The organism is Marinospirillum minutulum DSM 6287, from assembly GCF_000422325.1.
Classification (GTDB): domain Bacteria; phylum Pseudomonadota; class Gammaproteobacteria; order Pseudomonadales; family Halomonadaceae; genus Marinospirillum; species Marinospirillum minutulum.
This window is the reverse complement of record NZ_AULO01000009.1, coordinates 126,908-149,224: the sequence shown is the minus strand read 5'-3', so window position 1 is coordinate 149,224 and position 22,317 is coordinate 126,908. Positions and strand designations below refer to the sequence as shown.

Sequence of the window (22,317 nt, the reverse complement as noted above, 5' to 3'; positions counted from 1 at the left end):
TTTTAAGCGTTGACTAGCTGTTGTAAAGCTATTTTTGCAGTGGGTGTAAAGGCTTCTATCTGTAAATGACGGCCTACATCTTGGTAGCTAAAAGTAAGATGCAAATCTGCTTTAGGTAAAAAGCCCGCACCTTTTTGTGGCCATTCTATCAAACACAAAGCAGCTGCATCGAAATAGTCACGCACCCCTAGGTATTCAAGCTCTTCTGGGTCGGCTAAGCGATAAAGATCAAAATGGTAAACAGGGCGTTCTTTCAGCTCATAGGGCTCAACCAGTGTATAGGTGGGGCTTTTTACAGCACCTTGATGCCCTAGGCTTTGAATCCAGCCTCGAGAAAAAGTTGTTTTGCCACTACCTAAATCACCCTCTAAATAGACTACACCCTGCTGAAATAAGCCAGCTAATTGGGCTGCCAGCGCTATTTGAGCTGCTTCATCGGCTAAATAAAACTCCACTTTCATCTTTTTACCTTTGGTTTGTTAGCGGCACATTATAGTTAAAAAAAGCCCAACTTACCTTAATTCACTAACTCTCTTAAAAAGGGTAATAAATCAGTGGGTAACAATCCTCTGGGTTGGTTGCCTGCTGCCTTATCTCCTGCCAAAGCATGAATTTTCATTCCAGCTTGGGCTGCTTCATAGGCAGTTAACCCCTGTGTCATTAAGGCAGCAATACAACCACTGAGTAAATCACCCATGCCTGCTACGCCCATGCCAGGGTTACCAAAAGGACAAATGACTGGCTGCTTAACCCCTGCAGGTGAATAGTCTACAACCAAAGAACCTGCACCTTTAAGCAAGGCAACTGACTGGGTTGTTAGAGCCAAATCAGTAGCAAGAACTAAACGATCAGCTAAGTCTTCTATTTGAGTTTTGTGTACTAACCTTGCTGCTTCACCCGGATGCGGTGTAATCACCCTTTGCCCCTTAGCTGGCGGCACTAAGCCTTTAGCCCACAAATTTAAAGCATCAGCATCGACAAGCATTGGGCCGGTAAATTGAAAACTTAGCTGCCAAAGCTGTTTGGCTAGTTGGCTTTGCCCTAAACCTGGCCCAATAACCAGAACATCTGCCCATAAAAAAGCAGCCTTTATTTGCTCTTCTAACTGTGTTTTTGAATTTGCAGCTAAGGCTTCCACCATTATTTCTGGCTGGGTCGCTAAAAAAGCGGCTAGATGCTCTGCTATTGTTAGCACTTTCACCATGCCAGCACCTGTTCTTAAAGCTGCTTGGGCGGTTATTAATGCTGCGCCACCCATGCCTGTTAATCCACCAATAATTAACAGGCGACCATGACTGACTTTGTGGTTATTCTTTTTACGTGCTGGCAAGGGGCTAATTTGATTGTTTTGTTGTAAATAAGCACTAGGGGCTACTGGCCAATCACTCGCAGTTATACCTAAATTACTTAAGCGCACCTCACCGCACAGATCAACACCTAAGCCAGTAAATAACCCTGCTTTTAAAGCTATAAATGTTAGGGTTAAATCTGCTTCTACCGCTAAGCCAGCCGGTTGCCCTGTATCAACCAATAAACCTGAGGGTGCATCTAACGCAAACACCTGACTTGGTGCCGCATTTATTGCATTTATCCAAGCCCTTAGCTGCCCACGCACTTCGCCTTTTAGACCTATACCTAAGAGAGCATCAACTAGCACTTCTTTAGTGGTAAATTCAACTTGGCAAGGATCACCGGTTTCTGGCTGCAAACCATAAGCAACAACTGCTTGCCAAGCTTGGGCAGCTTCATTTTTATAGCTACTAGGATTAACAGCCAACCATAAGCGTACTTGTTTTCCTGCTTGAGCAGCATAAAGCGCCAGCAATAAACCATCGCCCCCATTATTACCGCCGCCACAAAACACATTAATACAGTCAGTATTAGGCCAGCGTTTATCTAAAAGCTGCCAAGCTGAACTGGCTGCTTTTTGCATTAACTTAAACCCGAGTGTACCTGCAGCAATAACCAAACGATCTAACTCAGCACAGGCAGCAGCAGTATAAAGTGGTAAAATTTCTTGCTGGCTAGGTTGGCGCGGATCAATCAACATGGCTAGCTCCTAAATAAATATCTGTTTTTTTAAGTATATTGGCCTAACTGCTGGCTTAGCGTTTCTTTCATCCAATCCCTTAAAGTTTCAGGTGCTAGCACTACTAAACCTTTACCTTGACTTAATAACCAACGCCTTAGCTGCATACCATCTAACACTTCAGCTTCAAGAATATAGTTATCTTCATTTTTATCATCTTGAACTAATTTCTGGTTAGCTGATAAAGGTGTTTCACTCAACAAGCTTGACATGTGTGCTGCTAGTTGAAGCTTAAGGTTAATCTATTTCTTTTCAGGAAGAAGCGTAAGCGTTCATTCTAGGGCGTTCTTGACTCACACCTAAATAAGCTATTTAACTTCTTTAAGTGGTGTCAGAAGCTCTGGGGAGACTTTGTATTGTTTACGCCCATCGTTGTCTTTGCCTAACACTATCACGCTTTTTCGATTAATTTTGGTTACTAAACCTACCTTAATCCCATCTCGGGCTTCAAAGGTTACTTTCATGCCTACATGCAGCCTAACTAAAGCCTGAAGGGTTTCTTTTTCACGTAATTCATCAATACGGCGGCAGATTAGATGGTTCAGTTCAAGTAACTGATCCAGTGTAAAACCTTCAAAATTCATGGTGTTTATTCTCTACAGGCTTGATTGTCGCTGAGGGTGGCGTGGGTCGATTAACGCACGTAATGGATTGTCGGCAAATCGTTCTTTCCACAGCCGTGGGGTTAGTTCGTTAACTTTGCTAGCCGGGTGCTGGCTGATTCGCTGCAATACATCGACTAGGTAGGTGTAGGGATTGAGGTCGTGTAATTTGCAGGTGCTGATTAGGCTTTGGATAATGCCTAAGTGTTCAGCACCCAGTTCTGTCCAGCAGAACAGCCAGTTCTTACGACCCAGTGGAATGGGGCGCAGGGTGCGTTCTAAATGATTAGTGTCGGGTTGTACGTCTGGGTCTTCTAAGAAGACACTCAGACTGGCTTCACGTTTGAGCACATAATTAAGTGCTTTACTCAGTGGATCACTGGGTAACAGGCCGCAGTTTTCCAGTTGACCTTGGCACCACTGGAAGAAGTGACTGACTAGAGGTTGGGTGTGGTCTTGGCGGTATTGGTGTTTTTTCTGGCCGCTGAGTCCTAGCTTTTTGATGGTTGCTTCGTTTTGATACAGCTTGGCAATTTGCTGCAGTGCCTCGGTGGCTTTTTCTGGGTGTTCTTTTTGGGCTTCAATAAAATAGCGGCGGCTGTGCACCCAACACTGGGCATGAGTGATGTTTTTTTGTGCGAGTCGCATTTAAGCAATCCTCGTCCCGCTGTTTTTTTGCCGTTCCTCGCTGATAAGAACGAACGCTACGCTTTTCTTCTTCCTGCGGTGCTTGCGACGCTTGCGCCGTTGATGCATCGGTTGCTTGAAACAGCTCCCCTTGTTCGGCTAGGTCAAAAACCTGCCTTTTATGCACCTTTAAAACGCTTAAATTGCCGGTATTTTTGCACTTCAATGCCATCAATTAAAAGTTGTAGTCCGGCAGGCGTTAGTAGCTTTTGGCCTTTGCTGGTTGGCTGTACCCGAAACTGTCCCTGCTCCAAACGTTTAGCCCATAAACAATATTATGTTGCTGGCAAAACTGTTTAATGGACAAGCCACTGTTACGGTGTTGGTTTATTAGAGTCTGCCACTGCTCTGGAGTACGATGTTTTTTCATGGAGGTCACCTTGTTAACTATAAAAAGTGACTGTAGAGAATTATTTGTTGAAGTGGCAGAACGTCTTAGAATGAACGCTTACTCTGCGACTGCACTTAGCGTTACGCGCAGAATTAAGGCGTGTCGCAACAGTCGCAGGGCTGGAAGTTAGTTCAACCAGCGGTTTACGCCCAAGGGTTGTAAGCTGGCATCTAGCATTCTAACTAATAGCATTTCGCCCTGTTGGCTGACTTTAAATTCACCATATTTAGCTTGTGCGTAAATTTCAGCTGTGCCTTCTTGAAAGAAAAAAGCATTCGTACCTAAATGCGCCTGCCCTTTTTGATAGCGATATTGTAAGCGCATTTGGTGTGGTTGCGGTTGTGTTGCTTTGTCTATCTCAAGATTGGCTAGCTTAGCTATTTGGTTTTGGTCTAGGTTTACTATAAGGCTCGCTTTATAGGGAACCTCTAACCCTTGGATGCGTAAGGCGGCGCTAATATCTCTGCTAAGAGTAAAATTTAAAATCATGTAATCGCCTTGCATGAGTGAGCGTGGGTCAACTGGCGCTAATTCTAAAATTACGGTTTTACCAGAGCGTAAAATATTTTCTTTTTTCCAAATACTAAAATTAAGCACGCCTATTAGAATTAAAGCGGCAGCAAAAATAGCTAGATTTTTAGGCTTACGCATGAGCTGTTTCCTTAGAGCAAAAGTATTTATTTATAAAAAAGAAACTAAAAAAAGTTAAGCTAGTAACAAAAAGTAATATAGATTTATACATAAGGTTAAAGTTTAACGAGTAATAAAATATAAAGGCTAGATAAATTAAGCTAGCTAGAAGAGTTAAGATATAAATTCTATGCTTTAGTTGCATAACTAGCATAAGTAGAATTACCGCTCCAGCTAGGCCATAAATATAATAGTTTAGCCAGCTTAAAATTATAATTAATGCAATAAATGTTTTAGGTAACTTTAAATATATAACCGTATAAATACCTAAACCTAAACAGGTAAGAGCATGAATTAAGCTAGGTAGGTTGATTTTTGTATTATTAAAAACAGAGTAATTTAATAAGTCGAAAATATCTAACATGCCTATAGAATGGTTAAGCATAAGTATGCAGCTAGCTAAATAAATTAAAGTAGAGCTAAGAGCTACAGGGTATAACCAAGCATAAATATTAGGGCGAGCGGTAAGGTTTAGCCAAGCTAAGCAACTGAGAATCAACAGTATAAATTGGCTATAGAATACCCATAAATAAAAATTAAAGTAACGGCTTATTTCTAAGTAAATAGCTAAGCTTATAAAAGCTAAAAGGCAGCTAAGCAGTTTAAAAGCATGAATGGGCAAAAGTAAGAATATAATTATATTTATGCCTATTACGCTTAAGGTAGTTAGCTCTACAGGCACTTGAATTAAGCTTAGGGTAATAACCAAAGAGGTTTGGCTAACCACATAACTAGCTAAAGCAATTTGCATTAAAAAGCTTGAAGTATGGTTTTTATTGTTCTTAATAAGTAAAAAAGTTAAGCCTGCATAAATAAGTGCATTTATTAAGGCTGGTATATAAAAGCTTGAATTTAGTGACCAAACAAAAGTAGCGGTAAAGAATAAAGATGCAAGCACCGTTAACCAGCCGCCTATAGCAGCTATAACTTTTAAGTAAAGTGGTTCTTGGTTAGTATTAATTGCAGGCTCTGCTTTATCTATAGCTATAAGTTTGGCTTGTTGTAATTCTTGCCACATAGAATTAGTCATGTTTGCGCCCTTCAACTAAGTTTGCATTGGGTGTAACTATATTTTTTGGCAGGTTGCTAAGCTGATAAATGTTTTTTAAATACCTGCCTGCGAAAAAGCATGTAATGAAAAATATAAGGCTAATAAAGCCAGCTCCTAAGTAGTCATTAAAAATTTTAACGGCTAAATAAAAGTTTAGATAGAAGATAGCCGAGAGCAAAATTACACTTAAGTGAAGAACATTTAATTTTTTATAGCGATAAAAATAAAAACTGGGGCTTAAAATACTCAGCCACACTATAAAGCTGGTTAAATTTATATTGTATAAGGCGAAGTCTGTAGCTAAGAAAACTGTATAAATAAAAATAGCTGATATTAAGCTAGGTAAACCAAATTTATTATCAAATTTAGCATAGGTTTCTAACACAATTAAGAAGACTAGGTTTAAGCTAAGCGCTTGCCAAGTATAGGTAGTGGCTAGAATATCGAACACAAAAAATAGGCCTGAAAAGTGCCAGTGATATAAATACAAAGCTAGGTTGCTAAGTAGCCAAACTAGAAAAGCTATAAATACTTGTTGGCTAAGTATTAACCAAGGGGTTAGCAAAACTGCCCAATATAAAAATAGTTCATAAGTGTCTGCGCCTGTTTGGTAAGTTTGCCCAATTAAAGCTAAACAAGCGCCAAGCATTAAAGCCGCTGTGCCTAAGGCTAATTGCCCTACAGGGTGCGCGGCATTAAATTTTAATAAGGGCGCAAGGCTTAATACAAATAAAAACTGTACTAAAGCTAGTTTAAACAAGCGGCCTAGGTCGTCCCAATTAAATGCAAAAAAGAAAATAACACTGCTAATAAAAGTAAATGCGCCACCTATAAGTAAGAAGCGTTGCCAAAAAATAAACTGTTGCGCTGGGCTAGCAACTGCGTGGGTAACTTCTAGTGCTTGCGGTAAGTTTTTAGCGTTTAAATGCCCTTGTTGTATCCACTGCATAAGTTGGTAAATTTTATTCACTTGGAACCTCGTAAATTCTTGTTATAGCTCATCTATAGTTATCCAGCGGCTGGCGCTGCGCCCTTGGTCGTCGGTAACAGTAATTAGTTTGCGGCCTAGTGTGGTGGGCTGCCAGTACAAAACTCTATTAGGTTTGCTAGTGCCTAAAAGCTGATTATCGGCCTGCCAATAAAGTGTTTTAACCCGCGCTTCGGCGGCGGCCTGTAAGGCTAACTTGTTTTCCACCCCTACACCTTTCGCATTCAACATAAAATTTATATTGGCGTAAGGCAGTAAAATTTGTGGTTTATTGGCTTCTTGAATACTTAGCTTCGTTGAGCAATCAATACTTGGCGGAGCTAGGTTATTTAAGCCAGCTTGTTGAAACATGCTCGCTAAATCTGACGGCCAAAACTCATACACTCTTTGTTCGTGTTGGTGTGTGTAGGGCGGGCATACGGCTAAACCAGTCTTTTTATTCACCCATACTTTTTGGTGTAGCTGACTAACTTTTATGGGCGACACACCAGTAATAAACCAGCCTTGTTCTACCTTAGGGCAAAGGCTATTGGGCAAGTCTCCTGAAGCGGCGCAGAAGTCTACTTTTTGTAAATTAGATGGCACAGGGCGTAGCTGTTCTGGTTGTGCGGTTATGCGCGGCAAACCATCGGCGATACGCCACCACAAGGGCGCAGCGGTTTTTATGCCGACTAAATCTTGGTTGCTAGAACCGTCAAAATTGCCTGCCCAAACTATTAATACATAAGAACCAACTACGCCTGCTGTCCAAGCATCGCGCAAGCTCCAGCTTGTACCTGTTTTCCAAGCGGTAAACCAAGGGTGCTGTAAAGCTTGTGGGCTTATATTTGGCGCTGGGTTTTGTGCCAGCATATCTAGGGTTAGGTAGCTGGCGGCAGGGCTTAGTAAGGTTTTGTTAAGTGTATGCGTTGCAGGCTTAGTAAAGCGTAAGGGCGTGTCTATGCCTTGATTAGCCAATAAGCTATAGAGCCGTGCTAGCTCTAACATAGAAATTTCTGCGCCGCCTAAAACTAAAGATAAACCATAGTGATTGCGGCTGGCTAAGGGCTGTACTTGGGTACTTTTTAAGAGGGAATATAAGTCTTGTTCGGGGTTTAAAGCTTCGGCCAAGGCGACAACGGGAATATTACGGCTTCTATTTAACGCCAAGGTTGCAGAAATAGGCCCAGCAAAACCGCCATCAAAATTTTCGGGCAGGTAATTGCCAAAGTTTTGTGGGGTGTCTTTTAAAATGCTTAAGGGGTGAATTAACCCTTGGTCTAAAGCTGCGGCATAAACTAAGGGTTTTAAAGTTGAACCCGGTGAGCGTTTTGCTAGCGTGCCATTTACTTGCCCTGAATTTGCTTTATTAAAATAGTCTAGCGAGCCAACCATTGCGACTAGGCTTTGGCTTGGCCAGTGCACTAACACAGCCGCAGCATTTTGAATGCCATAACGCTGCAAACTGGGTTGATTAAGTTGTAATTGTTGTTCTAAAAAAAACTGTAAGTTGGGTTCTAAAGTGCTAAGTATTTTGGGGTTATGCGGTTGTAAGGCGAGCAAATAATCTACGGCGTGGGGCGCTAAAAATACTGGTTTAGGAAAATAAGCTTGCGCCACTGGGTGAATGTTTAAATCTTGCCGTTCTGGTGCTTGGGCTTGCCAGCGTGTTAATAAGCGCACAACCGCTGCATGGGTAGAAGCGGCATGGCGTGGGCGCAAGTTAGGTTGTTGGGGTGTAACGGCTAAAATTGTGGCTTCTAAAGTAGAAATTTGGCTGGCTGGTTTATTGAAATACAACCAAGCGGCGGCTTCAACGCCTTGAATGTTGCCACCAAAAGGCGCGAAATTTAAATAGGCTTCTAAAATTTCAGTTTTACTGTAACGCCATTCTAACCATAAGGTTTGCGCTATCTGTTTAGTCTTAGCCCAAGGCGTGCGGGTAGAAGTGCGGTTAAGTAGGCGCACTAACTGCATGCTTAAAGTAGAACCGCCTTGGCGTGCTCCGCCTGTATAAGTAGCGAAAGCGCCACGCACTAAGCTGACTGGGTTAACGCCTAGGTGGTAGTAAAACCAGCGGTCTTCTTGCGCCAACATAGCTTCAACCAAATTATTATTGATGGCGCTAAGCGGCACCCAAGCGCGGTATTGCTCATCGGCGGCAGTGGTAAGGCGCAGTAGGCTACCGTCGGCGGCTAAAACTAATTGCGAATTGGGAAATAAAGACTGTAAAGGCGGGCTAGGCCAGAGCTTACCTAAAGGCCAAATTACTAGCGCGATAAGTAGCAGCCCAACTAAGGCTGCACTTAAACGCACTAATACGGCTGTTGGTTTCATTTATCGGCTGGTTGAATAACTAACTGGCTCGGCGCGGTAATAGCTTGCAGGCTCGGTTCATACATAGCGCTAACTAAAATAGGCGGCACTACAAAGGTTCCTGAGTTAATTGCCCGCACTTTGTAGGTAAGTTCAGCGGTATTGTTATTTCTGAGCCAGCCGTAAATTAGCATACGATCGTCTCTAAGGTTGTCGAAAGATAAGCTCCACGGCCCTTTAATGCTATGCAGCAGTGGTGAAGTATAAGCGGAGGCGCTTTCTGCTTCGGTACGCACATTCGGCATGGGTTCAAAGCCGCCGGGGAGTAAATCGACTATGGCTAGTTCTTGGTCTGCAATATCGAGTAAAGCTTTTACTTGAATGCGTACTAAAAATTCATCGCCAACTTTAATTGTAGTTAAGGGTTTGCCATCTAAACCTAAGTAAGCACGGTTTATTTCTAAGCCGCGTTGTGCGGCTGGTTCGGGTTGGGCATCAAAACCAGCTTGGTAGGCAGAATAGAATACTGGGCTAGTACCTAGGTTATGAATGCTTAGCGTGGTAGCTGTATCTGGAATCAGCGTGCCTTGTTCTTCAGGGTTAGCGGCGGGGGCTAACTGAATGGCATCTTTGCTGGCGCTTTGCGTATAGCTAAGTTCAGTAGCGAAGCTGCTTTGTGTAGCCTGCTGGTGATAGCTTTCTAAACCTAAAATTAGCCAAGCTGCAGAATGGCTATGGTAGTTTTGGGTCGAAATTGCGCGGCTGGCGGTGTACAGCACTTCTTCAGGCAATTTGGGCGTAAGTTCAGGGAAGTGCTTAGTTTGTAAATATAAGTGGATAGCCAATTCGGTCAGGTTATCTTGATACACCACTTGGCGACGTTCTTTTTCTTGCCAGCCTAAATTTTGCATTAGCGGCAAACCTAAATCTTGTTGCTGATGCAGGGCTAGGCTAGAAGCTATATAAGCGGCGGTTAAATCTTGTTGCCATTGTTTGGGGAGATATTTATTTAGGTCGGCTTGTAGGTTGATTAGCTCGCGGCTCATTACTTCGCCATTACGTGCAAGCAAGTAAATTGCCCAAGCCGCTTGGCGTAATTCAGCTAGGCTGCTGTGCTGGCGGTTGGCATAGCTTTTTACAAACTTTAGCGTGTTATTCAGTAAGTCTTCCGGAATAGGGTGCTGGCGGTCTTTTGCTTCTAGCAAGAATTGCGCTGCGTAGAGCGTGGCGTAGGTAGCTGTATCGGGCGAAGCATTCCACAACCCAAAACCGCCCGTATTATTTTGGCGACTACGTAAAATGGCGGTGATGTTGTCGAGCTTCATGTGCCCGCCACTTTTAAGCAGAGGGTAATCGCCTAAAATTAAGTCGGGCAAAGCACGGCTAGTAAGCTGTTCGGTACATAAGTGTGGGTAGCTGTCTAGGTAGTTAGTTAAGCCAGTAGCCCAAATTAACGGCGACGCCCACACGCTTACATCAGAACTAGCATATTCAGGGTGCATAGTTCTTAAGCCTTTAAGAGTCGTGTCTTTTTTCGGTTTTACCATGCCAGCATGCAAAGTAGTGCGATAAGGCGAAGCTGGTCTTACCGAAATGCTTTCGGTGTAAGTGGTTTGGTGCTCGCCGCTTTGCGCGATAAATTTAATGGTTTGTGCGCCCAGTTTTTGTTCACCAAGTGCGGTAGCAAATTTAACGCGGAAGGTAACGGACTCATCTTTACCTTCGTTCAGAGTTAAAAACTGTTGCTGCTCGCCTAAAATTTGTGCGCCTTCGGGCAGTTCTAAGTTAACGGTAAACTTAGCTGCGTCCGAACCTTTAATGTTATTAAACACACCTACAGTTAGGTTTACTTCATCTTGCGGTACTACGGCTGGTGGCGTGTTGGGCGATAAAATTATGTCGGCCTGCACTTTTACATCTTGGGCTAAAACCTGCATTTTTTCTTGGCTCACCAGTACGGCATACACACGTAACGAACCATTGAAGTAACTAGGCACGGGGAAGCTTAATTCATGCTTACCAGCTTCTAAGTCTTGTAAGCCCGACCACCAAACTACGGCTGGCTGGCGCTTTTTCTTGAAAGGGTTCAGGTTTTGGGCGATTAAATCAGCGTTGTCGGCTTCGTAATCATCACCACCTGCGGCGGCGGCAAGAACCTGCGCAAAGTTGGGCAGAATTAAGTCTAGCGTTTGTAAAGTGCGCACTTGTAGACGAATTTTCTGGAAGAAAAAGTCGATAGGTTTAGGCAGTTCAAACTTAGCAACTTGTAAAATACCTTCATCAACTGCAACTAAAGCGACACGGGCAGAACTTTCTGTAGTTAAGCTAAGGTTTAAATCTTCACCCGGCTGCATAAGTTCAGGCGTGTTTAATTCGGCGGCTAAATTAACTTGCTGGCGGCCTAAATTAAATGGCGCTACCGCGTAAGATAACGGGCTAGAGTAAATATCTGTGTCGGTACTAGAACGGAAAAACTGCACATTCACATAGGCATTATGCGTTAGGCCTTCAGGTACAGTTAGGGAATGTACCGAGCTAGTGGTCGTCGTTTTAAACCATTGGCTGGTATAGACTTTATCACGTTCTATAGTTATTAAACCTGTGCCTGTATAGGGCGCAATAATGTTTACTTGTATGTTTTCGCCAGCGTTATAAGAATTTTTATCTAGCTTTACTTGTAGTTCGGCGTTGCGTTCTAACGAACGGGTTAAGTTGGCCGTACCTGCTACGGAATAATTGATTTGGCTGAGTAATTGCCCTTTAGCATCACGTAAACGCACAATAAATTGCCCGGGGTTTTGGCTATTTAAAGTGGTGTCGTAACCAGTTGGCGTAAGCTGGACTTCTGTGCTTTCAAGCGGATATTCACGCTTTTGCGAAATATATTTATAAGTGCCGTTATCTTGGCGCGCTAAAGAAGAAACATAACGCACTTCGCTAAGTTCTAGGCTTAAACCTTCTACGGCTTGTGGTTCTAACCTAGAGTTCAACGCTAAAAAGCTTAGGTTGCGTTTACTGTTATGTTGCAGGTTTAGGTTGCCATCAATTTTATAACCCACTAAATAATCGGCGTTAGATACCAGTTGCTGCGCGGTAGCATTTACGGCGCGGCCAGCATCTTTTTCAAAAGCTTGGGCGGTTAAATGTACAGTGTAAGCGGTTTGGTTAATTTGGTTTAGGTCTAGGTCAAAAGTTGCTTTACCTTCGGCATCTGTAGTTTGCATATTTAAGCTGTGGTACACAGAACTGCGCAAACTATTGGCTAAAGACTGGAATTTATATTCCCTAAATTGGGGGAAGTTTAAGGCCGCTGGCACTAAGTTTAGGCTGCCTTCAACTCGTGCGCCTTCGGCAGGAGCACCAAATAAATGCTGTACATCTACCTTGGCGATTAGGTCTTGCGGTTTTATCCAACCAGTTAAGGCTTGGTCTACTAAGCTAGCGGTTACTTTTAAGCGGTCGGGTTCAAATTCACGCACGTTAAAAATATGGCTGCCTAGTTCTTTGTAGTTGTTATGTTTTTCATCAATTATTTGTTTTACCTGAAAAATGTATTCGCCTGTTAAAGCGGTTTCAGGTAAAGCGAAGTCTATAGAATTAAAACCTGTGGCGTGTAAACGTACTCTTTCTTTTAAAACTGCGCGGCCACGTGGGTCGAACACTTCTACCTGTAAGGGAAAATTGTGCGTCGCTGCTAAGCTCCAGTCGCCCGATTTAACTATGAACATTAAATGCGCTTCTTCGCCGGGGCGGTATAAGCGTCGGTCACTAAAGGCGTAAGCGCTTAGTTGTTGTGCATTAGGTTGGTTTAAGCCGCCAACAGGAAAACGAGAAAAATTTACTTCGCGGTTTGCTAACCAATAGGGTAGGTAGGCTATATCTTGGCCTTTGGTAATGCGATACATCAGCTTAGCTTTTTCGTTGTGGCCTGAAAGTTTTTTCAGGGTGCTGGCATCAAACTGCGCGTGGCCTTGGTTATTAGTGCGTGTACGTACTAAGGCTTTGCCGTTTACGCTAAGTAATTCAACGAGTGCATTGGCTAAGGGTTGGCCTTGGCTAACTGAAGCGGCAAAAATATCTACTGCGCCTGTGTCGCTATATTTAGCAATTAGGCCTGTATCGGTAAGGCTGATTAAGCGTATATCACGGTGGCCTTCTTGTTCTATATCTACAATAAATAAGCCATTGTTGAGGTTTTCTTTGGCTAGCAAAGCGCCTAAATCTATAGGCGTGATAGACATTTTTTTAGTGCTAGGGGCAACTACTTGGTGGGTTTGTTTAAAACGTACTACTAAAGAATCTAGCAGTTCATCGTAAACTCTATCTTGTTGTAAGCTGTTGTTTTGGTGCATAAATACATGCGCTTGCTCTGGTAGAACATGGGCTATACGCACGTTAAATTCTTGTAAACCACGCGATAAAATAGCAATTTTTTTATCGCCATGAATCGAAAGTAAATTACCTTCGGCAATAAAGCTTAGCTTGGTAGCGTACTGATTAAAGTAGGACCTGCCCGTATATTTTTCGAGCATTTCATAGCCGCCCACGGCTAAAAGCCCTTCTTCTACTTGTACAACTACAGAACGCTTAGCAGGAATATCTAGTTTAAAGTTGTGTCTTTGTGAGTTTTCAAATTCACCGGGAATAATTTCAACTCTTAAGGGTTGGCTGGCAGCAAGGTTTTTTTCGTTGAGTTCTTGCTTACCTTCGGGCAATAGCCAAAATTTAGTTTTGTTACGTATTTCTTGTTCCGCCACAGGGAAGTTCATATACATAGATAAAACTTGTTGCGGCTCTTCCCCTTCGTCAACTACTAAAATATCTATATCAGTAATTTTTAATTTACCGCGCCCTGGAATAGTTTGGCTAAGACTAGTTTTATTGCTGAGTTTATTACCACCAAGTGTAGATTTTACTTCGCTGTCTAAAACTAAGCGGAGCGTTCTGTCTAGCTTAGGAATGTTAATTAGCTTGGTGTGCACATAGGCGGTGTAGCCATTTTGGGAATAGGTAACATTAAAGTCGGCGGCCTTAGGGTCGGCAAATTCTAAACCTGCGTTGGCAGAAAGCTTAAGGCTGCGTTCAAATAAAACTGGGTCTACAGGGTAAGAAAAGGTGTATTCAGCCACTACCTTTTTTTGATTGTTATCTATTGGGTCTTGATAAAACTGAATTTGGGTATTGGTTACTCTGAAGGTAGGAATTGAAAAACTTCTAACATTGGAACCATGCAAGGCTAAGTCGCCCAATAAAACGGGTTTATCGAGAGTAACCTTATATTCAGCGCCGGGTATCCAGTTTTGCGTAGGAGTAAAAACTAGGCTGTTGTTATTGTACCAAGACCACTGGCCTTCTATTTTAGGCTGAATACTTACACCGTTTAAGCGTTCGGCTTTGGCTTCGTCATCTAAAGGGGCAACATCTTTATTAAATATCAGCCTAAATTTACCTAGCGGGGTGTTGCTGGGCGTACTTAGGCTTAAGCTTACTGGTTCTATTTTTTCTTCCAGTTGTTCTACATAGGTTAAGGCTGGTTCTGGTTTAGGCGTGAAAAATTCAACTAAATAAGGTTGCCCAACTACATAAGCATAAAAACCTAAGGGTGCTAAAAAATGCAGTGCCCGAATACGTTTGTGCTTACACAACCATTCCCAATAACCTGAAAAAATATTGCCAATTAACCTTAACCATACAGGCGGATTCCAGCGGCCAAATAAGGCGCGGCCTAGCCAAGCTAAAGCACTAAAAATGAATAAAATTAATGACCACAGGAAAAACTTTTTGGGCGGAGTGGTTGGCGTATGCGGGGCAGTAACTTCAGCTTCAGGTTTTTTGTCCATAAAAAAATCGCTTATTTTATAGTTGGTTAGTATTGATTCATACAAAACTGTTGGGGCGCATTTATAGCAATAGCTTAAATACTATACAAGTCCTGGATTCAACAACTAAATGATTTAGATATTGACCCAGACGACCCTACTAATTACTGGGTTATCACCAGTGCAAAAGTTAGCGCTAAAACAATAGAGAAATCTAAAAATGACAGCAGTAAAACTATTAACGTGATGGATGGTGAAGAGCTAGCCGACTGGATTATTAAACATGCACATCGATTGTCTCCTGATACAAAAAATAAACTAGGCCTATCTGCATTACCAACCCTTCTGCTATAAAAGAAGTTTATTGGCAGGTAAAACTGCTAGATTCGACTGGGCTGCGTTAACACAATAAACCCTAGCCCAGTTTCTACTAATCAACAAACTTTTCAATTACGCTTTCCGCCCCTATAAGGGGGATAACGCGCACCAAAACGTCATCCATTACACCCGCTTCTGCCTGGGTAATGAGTTTGGCTTTATGGTCTTTCCAAGAGAGTGTTTGAATAAGGCTGGCTGCCACAATTGAAGGTTTATCAAGGTTTTTTACTCTAACTTCTGTTGCAGCACCTCGAATGCTTGTGCTGATAGGGCAGCAGATTAGTAAGCCAGTTTGCTTATTGTATTGTTTAGATGAAAGAACTAACGCTGGCCGATACTTGCCAATTTCTTTGCCTTTTGTTGGGTCAAAGTCTAGCCAGATAATATCGTTACGTTCAGGAATGTATTGCGGTGCCATTACTCACCCAACTCAGATGCAGAGAGGTGAGCTAATTCATCTGCATGGGCGCTATGAGCATCCAACCCTTTCAATAAATCAGCCTCAGAAAAAGGTAGGTTTACTTTACGTGGAGCCTTCTTAACACCTTCAATCACAATCTTGCCAGCCTTCACTCTGATGCTTATTGGGCTGGACACATCAAGGTTAGCTTGCGCTAAAACTCTAGTAGAAAGACGTACTGCGGCACTGTTTCCCCAGCGTTTAATTTCACTTTGCATTAGCTGACTCCCACCAAAATAGATACACTTGTATCTACTTTAGTGTCGCTAAAGATAACTGTCAATTATTTTATTTAGTGAAGCGCTTACTAATAAACCTTAGTACACCTGTGGTAAAATTACTGGTTAGCTGTTCTAGCAAACTAGAGAGTAACCATGACATTTTTAAAAGCGCCTTGGCGCAGCTTAGTGTGGCTAGGTCTTTTATTAGTCGTATTACTTTGGCCCATTCACCGTTTAGTAGAAAGCTACTACCTTGAGGGTCTAACTCGAAAAAATGAACAAACCTTAGATTTATTTGTTGCTAACCTGCAAGGCACTTTGCAGCGTTACGAAGTGCTACCACAAATTTTAGGGCGCTTGCCTAGTGTACAGCAAGCCTTGCTTAATCCGACCCACCCTAAGAGCCTACAAACTGCCAATAGACTTCTTAAAAACATTCAGCAGCAAACCGGTGCCGATGTTATTTACCTTATGAATACCGATGGGTTAACACTTGCTGCATCTAACTGGGATGAAGAACGTAGTTTTGTAGGCAACAGTTTTGCCTTTCGTCCATATTTTAGTCATGCCTTAAAATATGGGCGAGGTGAATTTTTTGGCTTAGGTAATATTTCTTTTAAGCGTGGCTACTATTTTGGTAGCGCGGTGCTTTCTAGCGATCAGGTAAAAGGCGTAATCGTTGTTAAAGTTGATTTAGATTTTACCGAAACACTCTGGGGTAAAACGCCTGAACAACTTTTAGTTACTGATAAAAACGGGGTGGTTATTCTCACCTCACAACCAGAATGGCGCTTTAAAGCTACTCGTGAACTCGACCCTGAAGAACAGCTAAGCATTGCTGAACACCAGCCCTACACCTCCATTAACCCCAGTCCCTTTACTGCCAAGCCACAAGATTGGTTAAAACTTAATCAGCTATTACCCACCATAGGCTGGCAGGTGAGCATTTTTACTCCACGCCGTTTAATAAATGAGCCAGTCAATACTGCTATGGCTGTGGCAACGGCTTCTTTATTAGCCTTATTGCTTATTCTTGGGTTAATCATGCAACGCAAGCACCATTACTTAGAGCGAATAGCCCTTGATACCCAAGCCAAACGTGAGCTAGAAGCCAGTGTACGCACTCGTACTCAAGACCTTCAAACCCTTAATAGCCGTTTAAAACAAGAAGTATTAGAGCGTGAGTCTGCCCAGCAAGAATTAGTCAGAGCGCAGGATGAGTTAGTCCAAGCAGGTAAGCTATCCGCCTTAGGTATTATGTCTGCTAGCATCAGCCATGAACTCAACCAACCCTTAGCAGCCATTCGTAGTTACACTGATAATGCCAAGGTTTTACTTAATCAACAAAGGTTAGAAGAAACAGCCAATAACCTTAATTTAATCGGTTCGCTCACAGAGCGTATGGCATCCATTATTGAACACCTGCGTGCTTTTGCTCGAAGGGATCGTCATGCTTCAGAGCATGTTGCTTTGCAACCTGCCATTGATGATACGCTTAACCTGGTTGCAAAACGCCAACTTAACTTAGGCATAGAAATACTCCGCAGCATTCCTGAAGCCACACTTTGGGTTGAAGCGGGAGAAACTCGGTTAAGACAGATTTTAAGCAACCTAGTTAGCAATGCTTTTGATGCTTTAAGCGAAAGTAACCAAGCTCGCAAGCTTTGGTTAACTACTCAAGTTACTGATGGTTGGGTCGTTTTAACACTTAGAGATAATGCTGCAGGGTTTACCCAAGAAGCACTAGAGCAAGCCTACGAACCTTTTTACACCACCAAAACCAGCGCTAAAGGTTTAGGTTTAGGCTTGGCTATTTGCCACAGCCTAACTCAAGCCTTAAAAGGTCGCCTAGTCTTAGCTAACCACCCTGAAGGCGGCGCCCTAGTAACCCTTTATTTACGCCAAATTCCTGAGGCGAACCTGCTGAACTCGAGTGAGGATAGCTTTAAATGATACAAATTAGTCCTGACACCCAGCTAGTGCTCTTAGATGATGACAGTCATTTACGAACAGCACTTAGCCAAACCTTTGATTTAGCCGGTTTAAAAGTTCAAGCCTTTGCTAATGCTGAAGGAGTTTTAGCGGCCTTACCAACCGATTGGCTAGGTGTTTTGGTGACAGATATTCGTATGCCAGGTATCAGCGGTTTAGAGCTTTTAGAGCAAGCACAACAGCTAGACAAACAACTACCCGTATTACTTATTACTGGTCAGGGTGATGTCCCCCTAGCAGTCCAAGCCATGCGGCAAGGTGCTTATGATTTTCTACAAAAACCCTTTGCTAACGACTTGTTGTTAGACAGTGTGCACCGTGCTTTAGAAGTCAGGCGTTTAGTGATAGAAAACCGTGCACTGCGTTCTGCACTTGCTGAGCAAAAATTGCTTGGTGAAAGACTCTTAGGTCACTCAGCTAGCGCAGAACGTTTACGCGAACAAGTCCGAGCTTTAGCCAATATTCAAGCCGATGTATTAATTCTTGGTGAAACAGGTAGCGGTAAAGAAGTGGTTGCCAGAGCACTGCATGATTTGTCGTCTCGCAGTAATGCACCCTTTGTTGCCATTAATACTGGTGCTTTGGCAGAGTCGGTCATTGAAAGTGAGCTTTTTGGCCATGAAGCAGGTGCCTTTACCGGTGCCAATAAACGTCGCATTGGTAAGTTTGAACATGCCAATGGCGGCACTGTTTTTTTAGATGAAATAGAAAGCATGAGTTTAGACGTACAAGTGAAGCTTTTACGTTTACTACAAGAAAGGGCTTTAGAGCGTGTTGGTTCTAACCAGCTAATTCCTTTAGATATACGCATTATTGCCGCAACTAAAGAAGACCTATTAACCGCGGCAGATGAAGGGCGCTTTCGTGCTGACCTTTTTTATCGCCTCAATGTAGCGCAAATAAACCTTCCACCTTTACGTCAGCGTACTGAAGATATTTTACCGCTTTTTCAACACTTTGCAGAAGCAGCAAGCCAAAGGTACAAGCTAGGTGAAGTGAGCTTAGATACCGCCACTCGTGCCCAACTTTTAAGTCATGAATGGCCGGGCAATATTCGTGAACTGCAAAATGCAGCTGAGCGCTGGGTTTTAGGTTTAGACTTAGCAATCAACCCTATACCAGCAGCAGATAACTCTAACCAAAGCGACCTACCCTTAGCACAACAAGTCGAAGCCTTTGAACGAAGTTTAATTGTTGCTGAACTAGCTAAACAACACTCTTCCTTGCGTGAGGTGGCAGAAGCCTTACAACTACCTCGCAAAACCCTGCACGATAAACTACGCAAATATGGGTTAAGCGCAACACAGGTTGGCGAAAACCCGCCAAGTGAAAGCTAATTTTGGCGAAAATCCGCCAAAAAAACATTCAATAAAATAAACTGCCTCTTAGCTGTAAAACTAAAGCACCTTAAAAACTTGTCTGCTTACCCAAATAGCACAAACTTATGCTACTTTAGTTGTATTAACACCATTTAGGCACGCTAGCTGCATAGGCTAAGATTGCATCAACTTGGGCATACTTGTCCTACAAGAATAAAAGCGCCGCATCGCGGCACTCCTTACAGCAAGAGGAAATTTTAATGCTTAAAATGACCACTAAAGCACTCGTTTGTGCTGCATCGCTTACCCTTTCAGGTTTAGCTCTAGCGGCTGAACCTATTGTTATTAAGTTCTCTCACGTAGTGGCAGAACACACACCTAAAGGTCAGGGCGCTTTGCTTTTTAAAAAGCTAGCTGAAGAACGCCTACCAGGCCAAGTGCGTGTTGAGGTTTATCCTAACTCATCACTATTTGGTGACGGTAAAGAAATGGAAGCTTTACTGCTAGGTGATGTACAGCTAATTGCACCTTCTTTAGCTAAATTTGAACACTACTCCAAGCCTATTCAAATTTTTGACCTACCCTTCCTATTTGACGACATCAATGCCGTTGACCGCTTCCAAAAAGGTCCTGTTGGTCAAGAGTTATTGAAGTCGATGGAAAGCAAAGGCATTACTGGTTTAGGCTATTGGCACAATGGTCTTAAGCAGCTATCTGCTAACAAAGAATTGCGCGAGCCAAGAGATGCACGTGGCTTGAAGTTCCGTGTACAAGCTTCTGCGGTACTCGATGAGCAATTCAAAGCCTTACGTGCTAACCCACGTAAAATGAGCTTCTCTGAAGTTTATCAAGGTTTACAAACCGGCGTAGTTAATGGCGCTGAAAACCCCTACTCAAATATCTACTCTCAGAAAATGCATGAAGTGCAGTCACACATTACTGAGTCTAACCACGGTTTACTAGACTACATGGTTATTACCAACACTGAGTTTTGGAATGGCCTACCTGCTGATATTCGTAATGAACTAACAGCCATCATGGAAGAAGTAACGGTTGAAGTGAATAAGCATGCTGAAAGCATTAACCAGCGCGACAAGCAAACCATTCTTGATAGTGGTAAAACCAAAATTCTATACCTAACCAAAGCTGAGCGTGAAAAATGGCGCAAAGCGATGAAGCCAGTATGGAAAAAGTTTGAAGCACAGATTGGTGCTGATCGCATTAAAGCCGCAGAAGCAGCTAATAAGCAGTAAAAATAGTACCAGCAAGTCCATGAGGGACTTGCTGGTATTTTTTTGAGCGAGATTAACCGTGCTACAACTTAAGATTCTGCCATCCTCTTCAGGAGATATTTTATGAACAAACTGCGCCTTATTTGGGATCGCTTTGAAGAGGGGTTTGTTGTCTTTTTATTGACAGCGATGACCTTAGTTACCTTTGTTTATGTCATTTTAAACAACTTTTATACTTTTTTTTACAACCTAGGTGATCGCTTTGAAGAAGGTTCACCTGGCTTGTCAGAGTTCTTTTTTACTATAGGTGATTTTATTCTTGATATGGCCCAGGCCATGACTTGGAGTAACGCCTTAACTAAAGCTTTATTTGCTTGGTTGCTTTTCTTTGGTATTGCCTATGGTGTGCGTGTAGGCGGTCATATTGGAATTGATGCTTTAGTAAAGCTGGCTTCCAGAAAAACCCAAAAATACATAGCGCTGGTTGCCTGTGTCATTAGCTTGGGTTATGCCGGGTTAATAACCGTGGCTAGCTATGCTTGGGTGAGTGCTTTGTTTGAAGTCAATATTGGTGCTGATGATTTAGGTCAGTTTGGTATTAAACAGTGGCATATCACTTTGATTGTGCCCCTAGGTTTTACCTTGGTTTTTATACGTTTTGCAGAAATTTTTGTACGCATTTTGCGTAATGAGCAAGTTGGTTTAGGCCTAGCTGATGAAGCTGCTGATGCGATGAAACTTAGCAAGCAAGAGGAACACCTGTAATGACTATTCTTTTCCTCTTTGTTGCACTTTTTGCATTAATGTTTATTGGTGTGCCTGTTGCAGTTTCTTTGGGTTTAGCAGGCTCTGTCACCATTATGCTTTTCAGCCCAGATTCAGTACGCTCTTTAGCAATTAAACTGTTTGAAACCAGTGAACACTACACCCTACTAGCCATCCCCTTCTTCCTACTTGCTGGCTCTTTTATGACCACCGGTGGTGTGGCAAGGCGTTTAATTGACTTTGCTAACGCCAGTGTGGGGCATATTCGTGGTGGTTTAGCCATAGGTGCGGTTATGGCTTGTATGCTCTTTGCTGCGCTTTCTGGTTCTAGCCCTGCTACCGTTGCTGCGGTGGGTTCTATTGCCATAGCTGGCATGGTTCGCTCAGGTTATCCACAACCCTTTGCAGCTGGCATAGTAACCAACGCAGGTACTTTAGGCATTCTAATTCCACCTTCAGTCGTTATGGTTGTTTATGCTGCGGCAACCGAAACCTCGGTAGGTAAATTATTTATGGCTGGGGTTGTACCAGGCCTATTACTGGGTTTGGTTTTAATGGTAGCTATTTATGCTATCGCTGTTAAGAAAAACCTACCCGCCCTACCCAGAGCAACACCTCGTCAGTGGCTTAGCGCTGCTCGTAAAGCGGCTTGGGGTTTATTGTTAATGGTGATAATTCTGGGTGGTATCTACTCAGGTATGTTCACCCCTACAGAAGCAGCAGCTGTAGCAGCGGTTTACTCAGCTTTTATCGCCTTGTTTGTTTACAAAGACATGACTATAAAAGAAGCACCTAAGGTAGTGCTTGAAGCAGCAAAACTAAGCATTATGCTGATGTTTATTATTGCCAACGCCATGCTCTTTGCTCACGTATTAACAACGGAACAAATACCTCAGCAAATTACTGCCATGGTGTTAGAAGCAGGCTTACAGCCTTGGATGTTCCTTTTAGTGGTTAATATCGTACTACTGATTGCCGGTGCCTTTATGGAACCTTCAGCAATTATTTTAATCCTTGCACCCATTCTCTTCCCCATCGCTATTGAATTGGGTGTAGACCCTATTCACCTAGGTATTATTATGGTGGTGAATATGGAAATAGGTTTAATCACGCCACCCGTGGGGCTAAACCTCTTTGTCACCTCTGCCGTTACTGGTATGTCTTTAGCTGAAGTTATTCGAGCAGCCATGCCTTGGCTCATGTTGCTACTTGGCTTCTTGGCTTTAGTTACTTACATTCCAAGCATTTCAATGGGGTTACCTAACCTACTAGGTATGTAATTAGCCTTGTGCTTCTCTTTACAGCCGGTGAATGAATGGCTGTAAAGAGGAGGCAAGT

18 protein-coding genes and 2 pseudogenes are annotated in these 22,317 nt (G+C 42.8%); 5 read left to right on the top strand and 15 right to left on the bottom strand.

Annotated features, from left to right (window positions below):
- Nucleotides 1-2: 2 nt before the first annotated feature.
- The 15 genes and pseudogenes from tsaE to H571_RS13930 all read right to left on the bottom strand — a co-directional run bounded on the left by tsaE (nucleotide 3) and on the right by H571_RS13930 (nucleotide 15,668).
- Entirely contained in the window at nucleotides 3-461 is a 459-nt protein-coding gene (tsaE, locus tag H571_RS0102490) for a tRNA (adenosine(37)-N6)-threonylcarbamoyltransferase complex ATPase subunit type 1 TsaE (RefSeq protein WP_027847926.1), read from the bottom strand.
- 56 nt (nucleotides 462-517) lie between these two features.
- Complete coding sequence (locus tag H571_RS0102485; RefSeq protein WP_036217302.1) at nucleotides 518-2,050, bottom strand: bifunctional ADP-dependent NAD(P)H-hydrate dehydratase/NAD(P)H-hydrate epimerase; 1,533 nt, start codon at nucleotides 2,048-2,050, stop codon at nucleotides 518-520.
- A 29-nt stretch (nucleotides 2,051-2,079) separates the two neighbouring features.
- A complete protein-coding gene (locus H571_RS0102480) occupies nucleotides 2,080-2,331 on the bottom strand; it encodes a WYL domain-containing protein (protein WP_281167263.1) in 252 nt (83 codons plus the stop codon).
- Nucleotides 2,332-2,397: 66 nt separating this feature from the next.
- Entirely contained in the window at nucleotides 2,398-2,673 is a 276-nt protein-coding gene (locus H571_RS0102475) for a hypothetical protein (protein WP_027847923.1), read from the bottom strand.
- A 12-nt stretch (nucleotides 2,674-2,685) separates the two neighbouring features.
- Nucleotides 2,686-3,330 (bottom strand): annotated as a pseudogene (tnpC, locus tag H571_RS13945) (IS66 family transposase); the annotation flags it as partial.
- Nucleotides 3,272-3,505 (bottom strand): hypothetical protein, encoded by a 234-nt coding sequence (locus tag H571_RS15875; protein ID WP_156887830.1) that lies wholly within the window; start codon nucleotides 3,503-3,505, stop codon nucleotides 3,272-3,274. The pseudogene tnpC and the gene H571_RS15875, both read right to left, overlap by 59 nt.
- A pseudogene (locus H571_RS13940) lies at nucleotides 3,498-3,638 on the bottom strand (transposase family protein); the annotation flags it as partial. The gene H571_RS15875 and the pseudogene H571_RS13940, both read right to left, overlap by 8 nt.
- Complete coding sequence (gene tnpA, locus H571_RS16280; RefSeq protein ID WP_425411338.1) at nucleotides 3,578-3,748, bottom strand: IS66 family insertion sequence element accessory protein TnpA; 171 nt, start codon at nucleotides 3,746-3,748, stop codon at nucleotides 3,578-3,580. The gene tnpA and the pseudogene H571_RS13940, both read right to left, overlap by 61 nt.
- A 147-nt stretch (nucleotides 3,749-3,895) precedes the next feature.
- A complete protein-coding gene (locus tag H571_RS0102460; RefSeq protein ID WP_027847922.1) occupies nucleotides 3,896-4,420 on the bottom strand; it encodes a GDYXXLXY domain-containing protein in 525 nt (174 codons plus the stop codon).
- Nucleotides 4,413-5,489, bottom strand: coding sequence for a DUF4401 domain-containing protein (locus H571_RS0102455; protein ID WP_027847921.1), 1,077 nt, complete (start codon nucleotides 5,487-5,489; stop codon nucleotides 4,413-4,415). The genes H571_RS0102460 and H571_RS0102455 overlap by 8 nt, the downstream gene beginning before the upstream one ends.
- The gene (locus H571_RS15415) at nucleotides 5,482-6,480 is read right to left on the bottom strand and encodes a DUF2157 domain-containing protein (protein WP_051168089.1); all 999 of its coding nucleotides are present in this window, start codon (nucleotides 6,478-6,480) and stop codon (nucleotides 5,482-5,484) included. The genes H571_RS0102455 and H571_RS15415 overlap by 8 nt, the downstream gene beginning before the upstream one ends.
- Before the next feature lie 21 nt (nucleotides 6,481-6,501).
- A complete protein-coding gene (gene pbpC / locus H571_RS0102445) occupies nucleotides 6,502-8,814 on the bottom strand; it encodes a penicillin-binding protein 1C (RefSeq protein ID WP_051168088.1) in 2,313 nt (770 codons plus the stop codon).
- Nucleotides 8,811-14,633 carry an alpha-2-macroglobulin gene (locus H571_RS0102440; RefSeq protein ID WP_027847919.1) on the bottom strand — a complete coding sequence of 1,941 codons (5,823 nt, stop codon included), beginning with the start codon at nucleotides 14,631-14,633 and terminating at the stop codon, nucleotides 8,811-8,813. The genes pbpC and H571_RS0102440 overlap by 4 nt, the downstream gene beginning before the upstream one ends.
- 409 nt (nucleotides 14,634-15,042) lie before the next feature.
- Nucleotides 15,043-15,408, bottom strand: coding sequence for a type II toxin-antitoxin system PemK/MazF family toxin (locus H571_RS0102435; RefSeq protein ID WP_027847918.1), 366 nt, complete (start codon nucleotides 15,406-15,408; stop codon nucleotides 15,043-15,045).
- Entirely contained in the window at nucleotides 15,408-15,668 is a 261-nt protein-coding gene (locus H571_RS13930; RefSeq protein ID WP_027847917.1) for an AbrB/MazE/SpoVT family DNA-binding domain-containing protein, read from the bottom strand. Before H571_RS13930 ends, H571_RS0102435 begins: the two co-directional genes overlap by 1 nt.
- 156 nt (nucleotides 15,669-15,824) lie before the next feature.
- On the opposite strand from H571_RS13930, the gene H571_RS0102425 reads away from it, so the two are divergent.
- The 5 genes from H571_RS0102425 to dctM all read left to right on the top strand — a co-directional run bounded on the left by H571_RS0102425 (nucleotide 15,825) and on the right by dctM (nucleotide 22,259).
- The gene (locus H571_RS0102425) at nucleotides 15,825-17,624 is read left to right on the top strand and encodes a sensor histidine kinase (protein ID WP_027847916.1); all 1,800 of its coding nucleotides are present in this window, start codon (nucleotides 15,825-15,827) and stop codon (nucleotides 17,622-17,624) included.
- On the top strand, nucleotides 17,621-19,000 hold the full coding sequence (locus H571_RS0102420) for a sigma-54-dependent transcriptional regulator (RefSeq protein WP_027847915.1): 1,380 nt from the start codon (nucleotides 17,621-17,623) through the stop codon (nucleotides 18,998-19,000). The genes H571_RS0102425 and H571_RS0102420 overlap by 4 nt, the downstream gene beginning before the upstream one ends.
- A gap of 242 nt (nucleotides 19,001-19,242) precedes the next feature.
- On the top strand, nucleotides 19,243-20,235 hold the full coding sequence (locus H571_RS0102415; protein WP_027847914.1) for a TRAP transporter substrate-binding protein: 993 nt from the start codon (nucleotides 19,243-19,245) through the stop codon (nucleotides 20,233-20,235).
- Between the two features lie 102 nt (nucleotides 20,236-20,337).
- Complete coding sequence (locus H571_RS0102410) at nucleotides 20,338-20,979, top strand: TRAP transporter small permease (protein WP_027847913.1); 642 nt, start codon at nucleotides 20,338-20,340, stop codon at nucleotides 20,977-20,979.
- Nucleotides 20,979-22,259 carry a C4-dicarboxylate TRAP transporter large permease protein DctM gene (gene dctM, locus H571_RS0102405; RefSeq protein ID WP_027847912.1) on the top strand — a complete coding sequence of 427 codons (1,281 nt, stop codon included), beginning with the start codon at nucleotides 20,979-20,981 and terminating at the stop codon, nucleotides 22,257-22,259. Before H571_RS0102410 ends, dctM begins: the two co-directional genes overlap by 1 nt.
- The last annotated feature ends 58 nt before the right edge of the window (nucleotides 22,260-22,317 follow it).

Coding starts and splice junctions, on each gene's coding strand:
- dctM (WP_027847912.1), top strand. CDS start 20,979: ATGACTATTCTTTTCCTCTTTGTTGCACTTTTTGCATTAATGTTTATT.
- H571_RS0102435 (WP_027847918.1), bottom strand. CDS start 15,408: ATGGCACCGCAATACATTCCTGAACGTAACGATATTATCTGGCTAGAC.
- H571_RS0102425 (WP_027847916.1), top strand. CDS start 15,825: ATGACATTTTTAAAAGCGCCTTGGCGCAGCTTAGTGTGGCTAGGTCTT.
- H571_RS0102460 (WP_027847922.1), bottom strand. CDS start 4,420: ATGCGTAAGCCTAAAAATCTAGCTATTTTTGCTGCCGCTTTAATTCTA.
- H571_RS0102420 (WP_027847915.1), top strand. CDS start 17,621: ATGATACAAATTAGTCCTGACACCCAGCTAGTGCTCTTAGATGATGAC.
- pbpC (WP_051168088.1), bottom strand. CDS start 8,814: ATGAAACCAACAGCCGTATTAGTGCGTTTAAGTGCAGCCTTAGTTGGG.
- H571_RS0102410 (WP_027847913.1), top strand. CDS start 20,338: ATGAACAAACTGCGCCTTATTTGGGATCGCTTTGAAGAGGGGTTTGTT.
- tnpA (WP_425411338.1), bottom strand. CDS start 3,748: ATGAAAAAACATCGTACTCCAGAGCAGTGGCAGACTCTAATAAACCAA.
- H571_RS13930 (WP_027847917.1), bottom strand. CDS start 15,668: ATGCAAAGTGAAATTAAACGCTGGGGAAACAGTGCCGCAGTACGTCTT.
- H571_RS0102455 (WP_027847921.1), bottom strand. CDS start 5,489: ATGACTAATTCTATGTGGCAAGAATTACAACAAGCCAAACTTATAGCT.
- H571_RS0102440 (WP_027847919.1), bottom strand. CDS start 14,633: ATGGACAAAAAACCTGAAGCTGAAGTTACTGCCCCGCATACGCCAACC.
- H571_RS0102415 (WP_027847914.1), top strand. CDS start 19,243: ATGCTTAAAATGACCACTAAAGCACTCGTTTGTGCTGCATCGCTTACC.
- tsaE (WP_027847926.1), bottom strand. CDS start 461: ATGAAAGTGGAGTTTTATTTAGCCGATGAAGCAGCTCAAATAGCGCTG.
- H571_RS0102485 (WP_036217302.1), bottom strand. CDS start 2,050: ATGTTGATTGATCCGCGCCAACCTAGCCAGCAAGAAATTTTACCACTT.
- H571_RS0102475 (WP_027847923.1), bottom strand. CDS start 2,673: ATGAATTTTGAAGGTTTTACACTGGATCAGTTACTTGAACTGAACCAT.